At 37.1% G+C, this 17,574-nt stretch carries 12 protein-coding genes, 1 tRNA gene and 1 rRNA gene; 10 read left to right on the top strand and 4 right to left on the bottom strand.

Annotated features, from left to right (window positions below; all coding sequences use genetic code 11):
• Positions 1-14: 14 nt before the first annotated feature.
• Positions 15-87 (bottom strand) — tRNA-Ala (locus FKV42_RS11365).
• Positions 88-187: 100 nt separating this feature from the next.
• Positions 188-1,661 (bottom strand): 16S ribosomal RNA (locus tag FKV42_RS11370).
• Positions 1,662-2,506: 845 nt separating this feature from the next.
• On the opposite strand from FKV42_RS11370, the gene FKV42_RS11375 reads away from it, so the two are divergent.
• Positions 2,507-3,694 (top strand): C39 family peptidase, encoded by a 1,188-nt coding sequence (locus FKV42_RS11375; protein WP_154810400.1) that lies wholly within the window; start codon positions 2,507-2,509, stop codon positions 3,692-3,694.
• A 165-nt stretch (positions 3,695-3,859) separates the two neighbouring features.
• Positions 3,860-4,993 carry a site-specific integrase gene (locus FKV42_RS11380; RefSeq protein WP_154810401.1) on the top strand — a complete coding sequence of 378 codons (1,134 nt, stop codon included), beginning with the start codon at positions 3,860-3,862 and terminating at the stop codon, positions 4,991-4,993.
• Here FKV42_RS11380 and FKV42_RS11385 read toward each other — a convergent pair.
• Positions 4,974-5,903, bottom strand: coding sequence for a hypothetical protein (locus tag FKV42_RS11385; RefSeq protein ID WP_154810402.1), 930 nt, complete (start codon positions 5,901-5,903; stop codon positions 4,974-4,976). The two genes, FKV42_RS11380 and FKV42_RS11385, sit on opposite strands and share 20 nt — an antisense overlap.
• 275 nt (positions 5,904-6,178) lie before the next feature.
• Here FKV42_RS11385 and FKV42_RS11390 point away from each other — a divergent pair, with 275 nt between their 5' ends.
• Complete coding sequence (locus FKV42_RS11390) at positions 6,179-6,376, top strand: hypothetical protein (RefSeq protein ID WP_154810403.1); 198 nt, start codon at positions 6,179-6,181, stop codon at positions 6,374-6,376.
• Positions 6,376-8,265, top strand: coding sequence for a hypothetical protein (locus FKV42_RS11395; RefSeq protein ID WP_154810404.1), 1,890 nt, complete (start codon positions 6,376-6,378; stop codon positions 8,263-8,265). The genes FKV42_RS11390 and FKV42_RS11395 overlap by 1 nt, the downstream gene beginning before the upstream one ends.
• A 362-nt stretch (positions 8,266-8,627) precedes the next feature.
• Here the strand turns inward: FKV42_RS11395 and FKV42_RS11400 are convergent, their stop codons facing one another.
• Positions 8,628-9,167 carry a type II toxin-antitoxin system death-on-curing family toxin gene (locus FKV42_RS11400; RefSeq protein WP_154810406.1) on the bottom strand — a complete coding sequence of 180 codons (540 nt, stop codon included), beginning with the start codon at positions 9,165-9,167 and terminating at the stop codon, positions 8,628-8,630.
• Positions 9,168-10,037: 870 nt separating this feature from the next.
• Here FKV42_RS11400 and FKV42_RS11405 point away from each other — a divergent pair.
• Genes FKV42_RS11405 through cas1 form a run of 6 tightly spaced genes read left to right on the top strand, consistent with a single transcriptional unit; the run spans position 10,038 to position 17,566 of the window.
• Entirely contained in the window at positions 10,038-11,891 is a 1,854-nt protein-coding gene (locus tag FKV42_RS11405; RefSeq protein ID WP_154810408.1) for a TIGR02556 family CRISPR-associated protein, read from the top strand.
• A complete protein-coding gene (gene cas7b, locus FKV42_RS11410; RefSeq protein WP_154810410.1) occupies positions 11,884-12,870 on the top strand; it encodes a type I-B CRISPR-associated protein Cas7/Csh2 in 987 nt (328 codons plus the stop codon). Before FKV42_RS11405 ends, cas7b begins: the two co-directional genes overlap by 8 nt.
• Positions 12,871-12,878: 8 nt before the next feature.
• Positions 12,879-13,595 carry a type I-B CRISPR-associated protein Cas5b gene (gene cas5b, locus FKV42_RS11415; protein ID WP_154810412.1) on the top strand — a complete coding sequence of 239 codons (717 nt, stop codon included), beginning with the start codon at positions 12,879-12,881 and terminating at the stop codon, positions 13,593-13,595.
• A complete protein-coding gene (cas3, locus tag FKV42_RS11420; RefSeq protein WP_196214126.1) occupies positions 13,582-15,954 on the top strand; it encodes a CRISPR-associated helicase Cas3' in 2,373 nt (790 codons plus the stop codon). The genes cas5b and cas3 overlap by 14 nt, the downstream gene beginning before the upstream one ends.
• Positions 15,951-16,610: a CRISPR-associated endonuclease Cas6 gene (locus FKV42_RS11425; protein WP_230375665.1), complete on the top strand. Its 660-nt coding sequence runs from the start codon at positions 15,951-15,953 to the stop codon at positions 16,608-16,610. The genes cas3 and FKV42_RS11425 overlap by 4 nt, the downstream gene beginning before the upstream one ends.
• Positions 16,598-17,566, top strand: a complete 969-nt coding sequence (gene cas1, locus FKV42_RS11430) for a CRISPR-associated endonuclease Cas1 (protein ID WP_154810416.1) — start codon at positions 16,598-16,600, stop codon at positions 17,564-17,566. The genes FKV42_RS11425 and cas1 overlap by 13 nt, the downstream gene beginning before the upstream one ends.
• Positions 17,567-17,574: the final 8 nt, after the last annotated feature.

The raw sequence follows: 17,574 nt of genomic DNA on the forward strand, positions 1-17,574 counted from the left end.
GGGTGCACTAATAATGGACTTGCAGGGATTCGAACCCTGGGCCTTCGCCTTGCAAAGGCGACGATCTTCCAACTGATCTACAAGCCCATAGAAGATTCACTTATTGAATCTTGCCTTTTTTCTTGAATCTGACAGTCTTTCGATTTCTGACCGGTAAGTGGTGATAGACTTTGTGTCTATCATGCTTAGGAGGTGATCCAGCCGCAGATTCCCCTACGGCTACCTTGTTACGACTTAACCCCCCTTGCGAAATTTAGGTTCGAACACGGCACGAGTCCATGCCCTCACCCATACCTCACTCGGGTGGTTTGACGGGCGGTGTGTGCAAGGAGCAGGGACGTATTCACCGCGCTATATTGAAACGCGATTACTACGGATTCCAGCTTCATGAGGGCGAGTTACAGCCCTCAATTCGAACTACGGACGGGTTTATGAGATTACCAACCCTTTTCAGGGTAGGGACCCATTGTCCCGGCCATTGTAGCCCGCGTGTAGCCCTGGAGATTCGGGGCATACTGACCTACCGTAGCCCGCACCTTCCTCCGGTTTAGCACCGGCGGTCCCCACAGAGTACCCATCATCCCGAAGGATATGCTGGCAACAGTGGGCACGGGTCTCGCTCGTTGCCTGACTTAACAGGATGCTTCACAGTACGAACTGACGACGGCCATGCACCTCCTCTCAGCGATTCAGGTAAGACCTTCAGCCTGACCTACATATTGCTGTCGCCCCAGGTGAGTTTTCCGGCGTTGAGTCCAATTAAACCGCAGGCTCCACCCGTTGTAGTGCTCCCCCGCCAATTCCTTTAAGTTTCAGCCTTGCGGCCGTACTTCCCAGGTGGCTCGCTTCACGGCTTCCCTGCGGCACCTGAAACGGTCGCACCGTCCCAGACACCTAGCGAGCATCGTTTACGGCTGGGACTACCCGGGTATCTAATCCGGTTCGTGCCCCCAGCTTTCGTCCCTCACCGTCGGACCCGTTCTGGTAAGACGCCTTCGCCACTGGTGGTCCCACAAGGATTACAAGATTTCACTCCTACCCCTGTAGTACCTCTTACCTCTCCCGGTCCCAAGTCTGACAGTATCCCCCAGAAGCCTAACAGTTGAGCTGTCAGATTTCCCGGAAGACTGATCAAACCGGCTACGGACCCTTTAGACCCAATAATAGTGGCCACCACTCGGGCCGCCGGTGTTACCGCGGCGGCTGGCACCGGTCTTGCCCGGCCCTTGCTAACACATGTTATTTACACATATGGACAGCCAACATAATATGCTGGCACTCAGTATCCCCTTATCGCGGTTTCCCGCATTGTAAAGTTTTCGCGCCTGCTGCGCCCCGTAGGGCCTGGATTCATGTCTCAGAATCCATCTCCGGGCTCTTGCTCTCACAACCCGTATCCGTCGTAGGCTAGTAGGTACACTACACCCACTACTACCTGATAGACCGCAGATTCATCCTAAGGCGCCGGAGCTTTGAATCACAGAACATTCCAGTATCTATGAGTTATCAGGGATTATCACCAGTTTCCCGGAGTTATACCTGACCTTAGGGCAGATTATCCACGTGTTACTGAGCAGTACGCCATGTTCACGAAGAACATTTGACTCGCATGGCTTAGTCGAATACTGATAGCAGTGACCTCTGGCAGGATCAACCAGAATTGTTAATCCACACACAAAGTATTGTTTATTTTGGAAGTCATTAGGAATCAGTCGGAAAGAACTCTCTTTGAGAGAATATTTCCTATTTGCACATAGTTGGTTAATTCCTTAATTTTTGTTTAGTAGTTATACACTACCGGTCAGAATTAACCGAACTGCCAAATCCAACGTCAGACAGAAAAAACTTCTGTCTCCACTTGTAAGGCGGTGATTGTAAGTGTTTTCGCGCAATTTGCGCGGACTCCTTCAAAGGTCACAATCGTATATATAGCTTTCGAACACAAGGTTCGAAGCCAAAGGATTGACCTTTGATCACACCTGCCATGATGAAATGAAAGTTATTACTTCATCGAATGATTCTCGCGAACAAATAATCTGATGCGGAAGCCGCATCATTGTGCTCGTCGCGAGCACCCCTACATAACAGGCTTACTATAAAAACGTTGCGGATAGCAAGTATGAAATGACCATTACTTAGCGAAAATATGTGATAAAATACAAAATTGATAGAATAGTGAACCCAAGATATTCATGAGAATTGCCCATAAATTACAAATTCTCTATTAATTTCCTGTTCAAACAACATCCTCGCCCAATTTAGCACAATTACACATTTACGTCTGTTTTCAAAATAGTGTTTAGAACAAATACCACATTGCTGCCTCATCATAATCACCATAAGCAGATTTGTGTTTCCAGTCATGTATTTATACCACTACACATGATTAAAAAATAATATCAGACATGCAAAGATAAAATTTGCATTGTAGCGTGATGTTCATAGACCATCCATGTGAAGGATATAACATACGCCCTGAAAAACAAGACCAGGAGTCAAACGGAGTATGAGCGGATCGGGGGATCCACATAACATCAATAGCTGTGGCTATGCATATGCAGGCAAAGTAGTTGCAACTCTGCTTTCTATTTTGATATTATGCACATGCAATGTTGCTTCTACTAAAGAGACCGATATGCTGTACGGTATTGAAAGTTCACTGCCATCAGACACAGTCCTGGATGTTCCGTATTATAATCAGGGAAACACTAACTGGTGCCTTTACTATTGCCTTACCATGATGTTCAATTATAATGGAAAGGACATTGAAACATGGGAAATAGCAGATTACTTTGACTCAGGATATTACGACACTTTTTCCGAACAATACAACCCATCTGACACTTCCATTGAGGATTATGCAGAACAAGAGCATTCATTGGAAATTAGAAGAATTATATGGGGATTAACCATCACAGATTTTGACAACGAAACCTTTGATGACCTGATAAAGAGTAATATAAATAACGGACAACCTGTCCTCATGGCATTCCAATACATGAATTCAGATGAAGAAAAAGAAGGACACGCAATACTCGCAGTAGGATATGATGAGCAGTACATCTACCTCACTGACTCCAGTGGTGCCATCACAAGAGGAGTCTTTGGCAGTGATAACGGTTACATTGCAGTACCAGTAAGCTGGGAAGATTTCAATGAAAAACTTGTCAGCAACATTTCACCCCGGAACATGGCATACACCTTCGAAGTCATAAGCGAAGCACCCGAAAACTCAACCGAAGGTTCCATCTACCTGACAGACCGCAGTGACAATGGATTCAGTTGTCTGACTTTCACTAATAGATACGAAGAAAATGACACCGGACTGTTGAGATTTGACGGCACTTATGAAAATGGATACAGTATAGTTGACAGCACTGACCTGACCAGCCCCAGAGAACCTGAAGAATCGGATAGCATGTCTGTGTACTTTACTGTGGCAAATCCCACATCCGAAGAAAGCAGATATACAGTGACATACCAGTTTGTGAACGTTGAAACCGGAGAATCAATTAATGGTTTTGACTACACAACAAGTTTCGACCTGACAGCATACAATACTATTTCAAAAGGAATTAATTACTCCAATCAGCTATATTCTGTGAATTCGGGAAGTTATAGAGTTATGATCAGTCTTTTTGATAATGAAATGGAAGAGATTGATAATATTGGTATTGATCTTTGTGTAAATTGATCACTTTATGAGGTTTAAAAGCATCATCAATAAAAACACTCTAATGAATATAGAAACTGGTGCGGGAGGTGCGATTCGAACGCACGAACTCCTACGAGACAGGGTCCTAAGCCCTACTTACAGGGTCACGTAATATTTATTACTGTATAAAGCATACTAGATAGTATGAAATATGCGCCTGAGGTAGAAGGAGAGAACAAAGAACCCCTTGAAGATTATGCCAGGAGTCTTGATCTTAATAACTTCAAGGAAACAACAATCAACACTAAGCTATGGAAAGTTTATACCTTCCTGAAATTCCATGATAACAAAAATGTCAATGATATAACTAAAAAAGACATTGAGAACTACATCCTCTACCGAAGGAAGAACAACAAACCAAAAACAGTTCATAATGACATTGTGGACCTGAGACTTTTCTTCAAGTGGCTAAAGCCTGAAAATGACTTCTTTGACAATATCAAGTCAAGGGCACCAAAGAACCACTTGCCAACCAAAGAGATAATTGTTCCTGCAGATATCAAAAAACTATTACCTGCCTGCAAGACACAACGTGATAGAGCTATTGTTATGTCCTTCTGGGATAGTGCCGCAAGAGCTACTGAGATACTCAATCTGGACCTTAGACATGTAGAGATAGATAAATACGGAGCTGTGATAGTTGTCGAAGGCAAAACTGGAATGAGAAGAATTAGACTCATTGAAGCAGTACCGGACCTTCAAGCATGGATAAATCAGCACCCCAACAAAGACGACCCCAATGCACCTTTATTTGTCACATTCAGAAATAGCGGAAAAGAACCAAAAAGGCTTGACATACGCACAGTTCAGAACATGCTAAAGACAGTAGCAAATGATGCAGGTGTTAAGAAAAATGTACACCCACATGCATTCAGACACGGAAAGCTCACTGACCTTGTCAAACGTGGGTTCAAGGAAACAGAATTAAGGATAATCGCAGGTTGGGAAGCAGATTCCAAAATGCCTGCCACCTACATCCACCTATCAGGAGATGACGTGGAAAAGAAGGTCCTAGCATCCTACGGAATAATAGAAGATGAGACTAAAAAGGAAAAGCTGGAACTAAAGCCAATAGAATGCCCTCGCTGTAAAAGCCTTAACCCACATGATGCAAAATATTGTAGTAGCTGTTCAATGGTCCTTGACCAGAAAACAGCAATTAAGATGGACTCTGAAATGAAGACAGCCGATGACAAACTTACCCAGCTCATGCAATCAAAGGTTGATGAATTAGTAGAAGCTCGAATTAATGATGTTCTTAAGAAGATAAACGTTTAAGATCAAAGGAAGGCCAATGTGCATATCTATCTTTTTCATCTTTCTCTAAAATAGGATTAAATGAAGGGTCCATTATGTCATTAACTAAGAAATGAACTCTTTTAACATCCAATCTGAGCTGTTCACGATCTTCTTCTGCTGTCAAAAGTTCTAAAAATGGGTAATCACACAAAATTTGCTCAAATAAAATAGGTACTTTACTTTTATCAAGTAGACTCTCAAAATGCTTAACTCTTGGAGTCAAAGAACTCAAAGCTTTATCATGAATCTCATTGAGAAGTTGAACTTGTTTATCCTCAGCAACCACCTCACTTTCGACTATGGCAGCGGCTATTGTAGACACCGATATAAATCGACCTTGTTTTAAGTGCTTGGCTAAAACTTTGTGTTCATAAACAAGCCATCCTGAAAGCTCCTCACAATCGTAGATACCCAATACAACATATAGAGCCTTGTAAGAATATTTAAGACATAATTGTATCACTTCTTTTTCGTTTGCTGAAAAAGCATTGTGGCCTGAAGATACCCGTTTATTTTCAAAAATAGAAATCAGATTATCAATTTGTGACTTATAATAGTCTTTTGTCATGATATGATCAATCAGGCTTTTTGAACCCTGTGCATACAAGTAATTCAAAACGTCTGTCATATCGCCCAAGTAGTAATGTTCGGTATATTTATACCGAGTAGCACATTTTTTTTCTGATAACAAAATACCCTTATCTATCAGCTCTTCACATTTTCCTTTTAACCATGATTTATCAGCTTTAAACTCACGTGCAATTTCTGCAGCATATGTAGGCTCATTGTTGTTATTAATGAGATACATGATAATCTTTTCATCTGTTTTATTTAAGAGATATTCTTTAGCATAATCATCTGAAGTATAATCCGAGTTCAAATCATCCATGCCAGATAATTTTCAAACAAACTATTTGAAGACATCTAACTTGTGGGGATTTGATTTATATTCCCCACTGGTAGGGATTAATTTTCTGTCACCTACAACTTATGATACTATTTATAACAGTACTCCAATCTTGCATCTGAGGAACAATTCCTCTAAACTCGACAAAGAGTAAACTGAACAGATAATTGAACAAAAATGTAGAATCTGCACCGGTCCAACAAATCTTGGCGGATAGTGAACCGATGCACAAACGCGCACGTTGGGAGTGCACATTGATGAATAGTAGCATATCAGGTATTAAGCCTTCTATTGAGAAAGTAGATGAACAGATAATCGAACACATGCCCCAGTCATTCCAACTGATGCTCAGGATAGAGAAACTAGCAAACGAAAAGCTGGATGATCTTCTGGAACCTGTTAGACGTGGAGAAATGACCCTTGAGGAACTCAAAAGGTCAAGGGGGTTATTGTGATGGATGCTTCATCTAACTTCATAGTTGACAGAGATGCCAACAAAATAATTATTGAGAAACTGTTTGGTGATGAAAGCAAAATACCGATTGCTGATGTCAAATCCTATGAGCTACCTACCTTTTTCTGGAGATCTACAGAATCAGTGTTTGAAGATCACAAACAGAACAAATATGATATTGACCTTTTTAACCGATTTCAAGAAGATATCTGTTTATTTGATTCTTTCCTTGGAGATGCACCTATTCCCTTCAGCGAACTTTTAGGAAAGCACCTTGGAATTACTGAAATTGAAAAAATAGAACATTATTACGGCAAACCTGAAGATATTGAGAGATTGGCCGAGTTCAACGACATAATATGCGATTACTACAGGAAAAATGGCCACAGAATAAAGATTGACAGATTCTTAAAGAATGAGAAATCAAAATTCTCGAACTTTAAGAGGGAGTTTGTCAGAGATCGATATCTTGAATGGGACACCCTACTGACGGACGACTTTTACAAGCACGACTCAGAACATATCGAATACCCAACATTGATGATCGACAGGATAAGCCTGCAGGTTTACTCCAAGGATTACCTCACTTACAAAGGTGACGTAAAAAAGACAATAAAAGATACATCTCGCCGATTTCAAATAGAAGCACTAGTAGAACGCTACATGCGTCATAAAAATGAATTATCTAAAAGAGGCTATTCAATAGAAGACATAGAAGATTATGCTGAAAACTGCTTGCCTGCTGATCTGGAGGAAGAATACGATTTCATGAAACATCGTTCCATACTCACAGACTATAATCTAACATCAGTACCAAAAGTCTACAAAGATTCCTATTTATGGGAAACTGAAGGAGTAACATACCGCTTCCGGCACAATCCTCCAAAAGGTGCTCCGGTCTCACTTTTCATCTATGCCAATCTGCAAAGGATAGTCTACAAAAAGATGAAAGAAGACATTCCAGAAATAGAAGAAGCATTCAATAATGAACTACTGGATGAGAACAACTTCATTCCTATAGGTTTTGAAAAAGAATACCAGAAATACGAACTTGAAGCCCTCCAAGAGCTGAAACACAAAGCCAAAAAAGCATACTATATGATGCTTGAAAGAGATGGTTTTGAGCAGGAAGAGATCAGAAAGTCACCTCTTGAGTTCAACATCAGCCAGATAGAGATATGCTGGAACACTCCACTCCCACTTGACCCAATCAAACACATGAAGAAAGTAATGGACAACTACCACTCCTATAATCTCATGGATTCCAGCTTTCACGACAATACGCCTCTTCTTGTCACAAAATACGTGTCTGACATAGAACCCAATACAACAAGATTCTCACACAAGATATACAAGAAGACAAAAAAGAACCTGAGAAATGAAATTGTCCTGGGCAATGAACTAAAACTCTCTGCAGACATAGGAAATGGCCGCAAACCAATTTATGCACAATTCTTCATCCACCCAGAGCAGATGAAACGCTACATGTATGCAAAGCTAATATTCCACTTCACCCGAAGAACATCAGGATTTGACAAGGAAAAATACCAGCATGGTTATCATCAATGGGCAAAGAGCAATTCCGATGTGACTGATGAGGATAAAAAGCAGTATCTTACTGCATACCTGCAATCTACAAACCTACACGAATCATTCAAAGACATTTCCTTCTTTAATAATCTGGTAAACGAACTAAGAACAAAAGGATTTGTGACCCGAAAGTTCTTCCGTCCACGAAGTGACAGGTTCTTTGATAAGAATGTCAGTAAATCTGGTGATTTTGAAAGGATTAAGCGTGGAAGATACAGGATCAGACACGGAAGTTATTTAGAGGATATTGCGAGCAATTATATAAAGTTTAGAGACATAGTCTTGCGGCCAGTCAGATGAATTTCCTATAGCCCAAAATGGCATTTATCCCTCTATGAAACCAAAGATTTAATCGAGAATGTTCGACTTTAAAAGTAGTATAAGTAATCTATATTATAGCTTATAGATACCTATAATAACCTTTATATCATAATATTGCGCAATATTATTTATACTATGAATCAGTACAAGTGACAAGTTAAGCAGCATTATAATTAGTGATTTCAGGAGTGATAAACATGTTCAGGAAACAAATTCGTAAATTATCTGCACTTAAACACAAGTCAACTTCATTAAATAAGTTGACATTGGACGAAAGAGCATTACTGGACAATTTTGTAGAAGAAAATCGTGATTTGCTAAAAACCTTAGCAAAAATGTGATTATTCATTTTTCTCTTCTTTTTCTTCATTTATATTTTTGTAATAATCATTAGGTATACATGTCAATAGAACCTTCACAAAAAGATATACAATACCTATTTCTTTCCTTTTCAACATCCAGTTAAGCAAAAATTCTATTCGCCCCATCTTACGTGAATTCTGTCTCAACCAAGTCTCAATGAAATCCACATCAACTTCATATCTTGCTATTTTTAAAAGGAACTGTAATCTTTCGTCTTCAGTTGCAATGATTTTATACCCTTCGGCTTCCAGTAAAATATAGGCAACAGCAAACCCAGTCCTTTTGTTTCCATTTCGAAATGCATGACGGCACGTAATAGAATCGAGCGCAAACGCAGCATTCTGGAACACACTATTATTAGAGTGTATTCTCCATTCGAACAAAGTTTCTAGTGAACCAATTTCATGTATTCCTGGTAAATAATCATCAGGATTCAGCGCCTTGTCAAACTCTATAATATAATCATGGATTTCGATAACCTTCTCAACATTCAAATCAACAATAGGTTTTCGGTCCATTCTACGACAAAACTCCACTTTTAAAGCTTAAAGCTTTTGATTCTGTATTTTCAAAATAGATCAACGGTAAATATTATTTAACCCAATATAAACAGTTGTCTGTAAATTGAAAGTATTCCGAAAACACCCAAAATAGGAAGATCTTCCAACATCATTTCAAGAATAATCATTTTACATATACAAACTTTGTAGTTCCAACATCAATATAAGGCCTTGGAAGAATTCTTCCAATTGTTTTGCCTAATCGGAAATTACTTTTTGATTTTTAAAGATAAGTACCCATATGATTTCAAGCATTATCCTTCAAAACAAATCTATGAGATGCTCCTCCTACTCACACCCCCTCCCGGAGGGTATCCCGAAAACAGCCTAAGCGGCGCATGAGCGTCAACTACAAGCTGCGTTTCCAACGCACCAGCAAGCACAAGCGACGTTTGAGCGTACCAATAAAATGAGCATCGCTTTTTTTGATTTACTTTTCTTGCACGGATGCGAACCTGAGAGCATCGGTGCACCAGCCACCTTGAAGCACTGTGGTCCGAGCACCAACCGGAGCACAGGACGACAGTGCGTCAAATACCAATGCAAGGCGGTGCGCCGCCCGCAGTACCGCGAAGGCAGCGAGGACGGAAACCGCCAAATGTCCCTATCCTAAGGATATATGTTACTTTACTCCTATTATGGGTGTTTGGAGAAATTGAATGGCAGCTGATTCTATTTTTACTAAAAATGTTACTGAATTTAAAGTAGAATATACATTCCAACCTCATATTATTATCAACAGCAATAATAAACATACACTCAAAGACAAATAGAAACGTTTATTAATAATTTACAACGTAATGACATTGTAGGGATTGGTGAAATGTTGTGATTGAAGCAATCAAAGAGATTGGAGAGTATGCACTAAAAAAAGATGAAAAAAATCCAGAGAATCCTATCGAAATTATAATTGAAGACCCTGCATCATCTCCAACTTACAAGCATATTTTAGCAATAATTCTGAATGAAACTGAAACTGAATTCACGTACGGTGGTATTCAGCTTGAAGAATATAGTAAAGAAAAGAAGGAAAAGTACCTATATAAAGGTGGATCTTCTAGAGGGACAGATTTGTCCCCTACTTCTAAAATTACTACGTTAGATAAAACATGGAACAACAAAACAATTGCGTGGTTCAGAAAAGTTATCAATGACACGAATGTAGATATAGAAGAAGTTGAATCAAAGTTTCTTGAGAGCATATATGAATGCTTGGAGATTAACAAAGATATTATTTTAAATGATTTAACTGAAAAAAGTAGTGATTTTGCAAAAAATGAAAATGCCATCATTACTTTGATCATAAATACTACAAATCTCTCTCCTCAATATATAGGAGACATCAATGTTTTTAAAAAAATAGTGGAACAATACTATTCTCAAAACTTATCTCACTCAGCTACATACAAAATTGACTCCATAGGACATAATCAAGTTTGCTCAGTATGCAATCATGAAAGTGAAGAAGTATATGGACTAGTTACTACATATAAATTTTACAATGTAGATAAGCCCGGATTTGTCAGTGGAGGATTTGACAGAAGTGAATCTTGGAAAAACTATCCAGTATGCCTTAAATGTTCTCTTGCTCTTGAGGCTGGAAAACAGTATTTGGAAGAATACAATAAGTACAAATCATATGGTATAAATTATTATATAATCCCAAAACTTCTCCAACAAAATGGAAGCAGTGATATATATGAAGTATTTGAGGATTATAAAGAAAATATACTTGATGGAAATTTAACCATCAAAAAAGAATATGGAAGACTGTTGTCTGAAACTGAAGAAGAGATATTTGAGCTTCTTTCAAATCAAAGTAATACACTTAGTAACAACATTCTATTTTTTGAGAAAACAAATGCTGCTTTTAGGATTCTACTTTATGTAGAAGATGTTCTTCCTTCCAGATTAAGAAAATTGTTTGAAATAAAAAAAATAGTGGATAAAAAAAGTACTTTTAATAATCTTTACAAAAGGAATCATCCACTCTCCTTTACATTTGGTAATATATGGTATTTATTTAGTAACCAAGAACAAGACGGTACTAAGTATTTTTTAGAAATAGCAAATAATATTTTTTCAAATAAGACACTTAGTTATACTTTTTTGGTGAAAAAAATAGTGGATAAAGTGAGGAGAGACTTTGTGAATGATAGAAGTACAATTAATTCTACCCTCAAAGGCCTTCAACTACTAGATTATCTAAATTATCTTGACCTGCTAGACAATTTCAATGGAGAGAATAAAGTGAGAACTGATTTTGATGATACCTTAAATAAATGTAACACATCTATTGATGAAAAAGCGAATCAACTTTTTAGTGAGTTTTCTGATTTTTTTAACCAACCTGCAAAAAGAGCTATTTTCTTGCAGGGTGCTCTCACACAGTACCTATTGAATATTCAGTGGCATGATAGAGGAGCATCGCCTTTCAGAACAAAGTTACATGGCTTAAAACTAGATGAGAAGCTTGTAAAGAAACTCTTCCCTGAAATTCAAAATAAACTTGAAGAATATGGGAAAAATTACTATCTAGACCTTGAAACTTTAATTTCAAAATATATGCTACAAGCAGGTAGTGACTGGAATATATCCAAAGATGAAATCAATTTCTATTATGTTCTTGGAATGAACCTTTCATACATATTTAAGAACCAAGGAGAGAATGCAGATGAGTGACGTAATTTCAAATCGTTCAGAATTATTATTTTTGTATGACGCAAAAGATTCGAACCCCAATGGTGACCCTCTCGATGAGAATAAACCCAGGATAGATGAAGAAACTGGAATTAATCTTGTTACAGATGTAAGACTAAAAAGAACAATTCGAGATTACCTATATAAATTTAAGGAACAAGAGATATTCGTTCGTGAAATTGAAGATGAGGAGGGTCATATCCAAGATGCAAAACTCAGAGCGGAAGACTTTTTATTGGAAAATGGCAAGGCTGTAGACAAAAAAGATATTAGTCTGGCAGAGATGAAAAAAATTATTGATGAAAATGTTCTCAAAGATTGTATTGATGTCAGATTGTTTGGTGTCACGCTTCCCATTGAAAAAGAAACTAACAAAAGTTCCTCAATTACCCACACAGGTCCAGTGCAATTTAAAATAGGACGTTCATTACATAAAGTTTTTACAAAACATTTCAAAGGAACTGGAGCATTTGCATCTAAAAAAGGTGCATCACAAAAAACCTTCCGAGAAGAAGATTTTTTACCTTATTCGCTTATTTGTTTCTATGGCATCATAAATGAAAATGTTGCAAATGAAACAAGATTGACGGAAGATGACATAAAATTACTTTTAGATGGAATGTGGAATGGAACAAAAAGCCTAATATCTAGATCTAAAGTGGGCCAGGTTCCAAGATTGATTTTAAAAATCAATTACAAAAAAGAGAACTATCACATCGGTGATCTGAATAATATGCTAAAACTTGATTCAAACATACCAGATGATGAAATACGCGATGTCTCCCAGATAAAATTAGATATTTCACAACTTATCAGTGCCTTTTCTAAAAACATTGAGACTATTGATAATGTAGAATACTGTATAGACGACAGGGTGAATTTGTTATTTGATGGAAAAGAAACAACCCTTAGTGAATGTCTAAAGAATAAGAAATTATCAATCAAAGAACTGAAGTTTTAGGTGTTAATGTGGATAAGGTACTTGCATTCGATGTGTGGGGAGAATATGCTCATTTCAGGAAGTATTATACCACCACATCACCACTCACTTTTTCCATACCACCACGAACTGCAATATGTGGCTTAATTGCAGCAATTATTGGTATTGATAAAACAGAATATCTTAGTTATTTCTCAAAAGATAAAGCTGATATTGCCGTGAAACTGTTGTCTCCAGTAAAAAAGGTTAGACTTTCTGAGAATCTAATCGACACCAAAACTGCACTAATGATGAGTAAAATAAAGAACCGTACACAAATACGCTTCGAACTTCTAAAGGATGCAAAGTTTAGAATATATTTTAGCCATAAAGAAGCTGAATTATATGAAAAACTGAGTTCATACCTTACGCAGCATCAGTCTTTTTATACCCCCTGTCTTGGACTAAGTGAGCATATTGCAAATTTTGCGTTTGTTGGTGAATTCAGCTCTGAGCTGAAAAATGGAACCGAAGATTTTGTAAGAATAGATTCCGCAATTCCAGTCAAACAAAATTCAAATTTAAAAATCAAGTTTGATGAAAATGGTGGCGAGTATTTCCATGAAACTTTACCTATTGAAATGGCAGAGGATAGAACTGTACTGGAATATTCTAAAGTAGCTTTTGAGCGTAATGGTCAACCCATAATTGCAAAATTAGACACGTATTGGGAACTTGATAATGGTGAGAGAATTGTCTTCTTATGAACTACTCTCTCACCCTGAGAAAACACTCCATACTCACCTCGGAAATGTTGCAGATCTTAGTAGAATTACTATTAATTCAAAGAATTTAAATTTTGAAAATTTAGATGTAAATATTCTTGCAGATATATCATATATCATTGGTGCCTGCCATGACCTTGGTAAAGCCACACGTTATTTTCAAGATTATATACGAGAAACGGATGAACAACGTAAATTAAAATTTAAGAACAATCCTCTTACTCGGCATGGACTGATTTCTGCTGTTTTTACTTACTATGTACTAAAACAACATATTCAAGAAAAAAATGAGGAGCTTTTTTTCATACCATTATTTGGATATTTAGCTGTAAAAAGGCATCATGGTAATTTGAATAACCCTATTTTAGAATTGCTTGCTTTAGATGATGAAAATATTGAATATTTAAAAAAGCAAGCTGAAGCTATAGATTCAAAGCAAATAAATGAGGTTTATCAGTCACTTTTACCTGACATAAATACCAATGATTTCTTGAAGCAAATTGAACCATTGTCCATAGAAATAAAAAAAAGCAAAAGGCAATTAGCAAGACACTTGAAAATTGAAGGGTCAACATATAGTTATATCCTCTTTCAACTTTTGTATTCAGTTCTTTTGAACTCAGATAAAACAGATGCTGCAAGTCTCAGCATGTCTACTCGACCAAAGATTAGCCCATTATTAGTAGATGAATATCGCAAATTTAAAAAATGGAATAACACAGAGGAAGGAATAAACAACATTCGAAATCTAATCTATTCTGATGTTACAGATGAAATTAAGAACATAAATCTTGATCATAGAATCTATTCTTTGAATGTTCCAACTGGCACAGGAAAAACACTTACTTCATTCTCATTGTCATTAAAATTAAGAGAAAAGATAGAGAGTGAACTCAATTATTCTCCAAAAATAATATACAGTTTGCCTTTTTTGAGCATAATAGATCAGAATTATTCAGTATTCGAAGATGTTTTTAAAACAATTTATGAAGATGACCCAGATACATCTACACTATTAAAACATCACCACTTGTCAGATATCCAGTACACATTTCAAGATGATGAGTTTAAAGAAGATAAAGCTCTTTTATTAATTGAAGGTTGGAATTCAGAAATAGTTGTCACTACATTCGTACAGTTTTTCCATACACTGATATCGAATAGAAACAGGTCATTAAGAAAATTCCACAGCATTGCTAATTCCATTATTATTCTCGATGAAGTTCAATCTATTCCACATAAGTATTGGCTACTTTTTAAAGAACTTATTATAACATTATCCAAGCATCTAAACACATATTTTGTCTTTGTTACTGCAACACAACCTCTTATTTTTAATGAAAATGAAGGAGAAATTGTTGAACTTGCAAAGAATAAGAATGACTATTTTTCCAAATTTGATCGAATTAGCCTTCAATACTTACCTGAACCTATGAGTTTAGATGATTTCAAGGAAAAGGCAAGATTAGACATTGAAACAATGGAAAATAATGATTTTTTAATCGTTTTAAACACCATCAATGCAAGTAAAAAAGTATATGAGCATCTCACATCTCCGAAAAAACAATCCATTGACTACTTTTATCTTTCAACGCATATAACTCCAAAAGAACGCCTTGAAAGAATTAAACAAATAAAGAACACTAAAAAACGGAGAGTAATAGTAAGCACTCAATTGATAGAAGCGGGTGTTGACATTGATGTTGATGTGGTTTATAGAGACATGAGTACTTTGGACTCCATTAACCAAGTTGCAGGAAGATGCAATAGAAACTTCGATACCAAAAAGAAAGGAGAAGTAAAGATATTCATTCTCAAAGACGAGATAAAAGAATACTACAAATATATCTATCCTGCTTTTCTGATTGACAAAACCAAAGAAACTCTAGCTGGAACTGGTATCATAGAAGAAAAGCAATTTTTAGAACTAAACAACGAGTATTTCAAAAAGATAAAAGAAACTCAAAGTGAAGATGAAGCGAAAAAAATCCTTGATGCTTTACATAATATGCGTTTTGATTACATCAAGGAAAATTTCCATCTGATTGAAAATGATTATGAAAAAGCAGATGTATTCATTGAAATTGATGATAATGCCCATGCTATTTGGCAACAATTCAAAGCACTTCGTGAAATCAAGAACTCACTTGAAAGGAAAAACAAATTCTTGAATTTTAAAAAGCAGTTCTACGAGTATGTTATATCAGTGCCAAAAAGCAAAGCACCAGCGTTAGTTGATTCTGATACTGGAATTGGTTACATTCCGTATGATAAACTTAATGATTGGTATAATGAAGAAACAGGGTTTATAGCAAAAGATGGGGGGACATTGATTACTTGATTGAACTAAAGATTTTCACCCTAACCCTCACCTCCACCCACCCCATCAAAGGATCCGGTGCACAGCTTAGAGGCTTCTTTGCCACCAAATTCAACGAATACAACCTCTTACACCAACATAACACTGATAAATTCATCTACCAGTACCCGATGGTCCAGTACAAAATGATAGGACAAACACCCACAGTCATCGGAATAAATGACGGTGCAGAGGTGCTCAAAGAAATATACGATGAGTACGACAAAATCAACCTTAATGGCAATGAGTATGAGATATTAGAAAGGGGAATAAGCTACAAGAAAGAAGAATTTGGAATCTCCGAAAAGCTAATCAAATACGATTTTGTAACACCCTGGTTCGCACTGAATCAGGAAAATCATAGAAAATATCTAACCTCTAACAAGGAACAACAGGCAAATCTATTAAACCGAAATCTAACCGGTAACATGCTTTCCATGTCAAAATCCTTGAATTACCAAGTTCCTGAAAGAATAAAATGCCATACTGAACTGAAAGCTCGTCGTTCAAGTCTGAAAGGAAATGAGATACTTGCCTTCAAAGGCTCCTTTGTCACAAACTTCCAGATCCCCGACTACCTGGGATTAGGCAAATCCGTATCACGTGGATTTGGGACGGTGAAACAATGCAACTTGTAATCAATTCACGTGGCTCTTACCTCAAAAAACAACAGAACTGTTTTCTTGTCAAGAACGAAGACAAAGTGTTCGAAGTCTCTGCCAACAAAGTTGAAAGTATCCTCATAACCACATCAGCAACCATTACAACTGATGCTATCAAGTTCGCTGTTGAAAATAACATTGACATAGTGTTTCTAGACCATTTTGGTGACCCATATGGAAGAGTATGGCATTCCAAATTAGGAAGTACTGTACTTATTCGTAGAAAACAACTTGAAATTGCAGACAAAGAGAAAGGCTTTGACCTTGCAAAAGATTGGATAGAGGTAAAAATCAACAATCAAATCGAATTTCTGAAAGACCTAAAGAAGAACCGTCCAGAAAAACGTGAAGAAATGGATGAATACATAACAAATATAGAAGCAATGAAGGATAAGCTCATTGAACTTGACGGGGTTCTCGATGAAGCAAGAGGATCTATATTGGGAATAGAAGGTATGTCTTCAAGACACTATTTTAATGCACTTAGCTATATTACGCCTGAAAAATGGAAATTTGAAGGAAGAAGCAGAAATCCTGCAGTCGATGAATTTAACTGTTTGCTTAATTATGGATATGGTGTCCTTTATTCAATGGTAGAAAAAGCTTGTATCCTCTCAGGACTTGATCCTTATGTGGGTTTCATACACACTGATAACTACAACAAGAAATCACTTGTATTTGACCTTATAGAAATGTATCGAATCCATGTTGACAGGACCGTGGTCAACCTATTCTCAAAAAGAAAGATCAAAGAGGATTATTTTAACAGCATCCCCAATGGCCTGAGCCTTAACAAAGATGGTAAAGCTGTGCTTATCCAAGCGCTTAACGAGGTTTTAGACCAGAGTATCAGCTATCATGGCAGGAATATCAAAATCAGAAATACAATACAAAGTGATTGTCATAAAATAGCTAATTCACTTATCAAATGAAAAGGTGA

Origin of the sequence: Methanolobus vulcani, assembly GCF_006546655.1 — an archaeon.
In the GTDB taxonomy this organism is placed as follows: Archaea; Halobacteriota; Methanosarcinia; order Methanosarcinales; family Methanosarcinaceae; genus Methanolobus; species Methanolobus vulcani_A.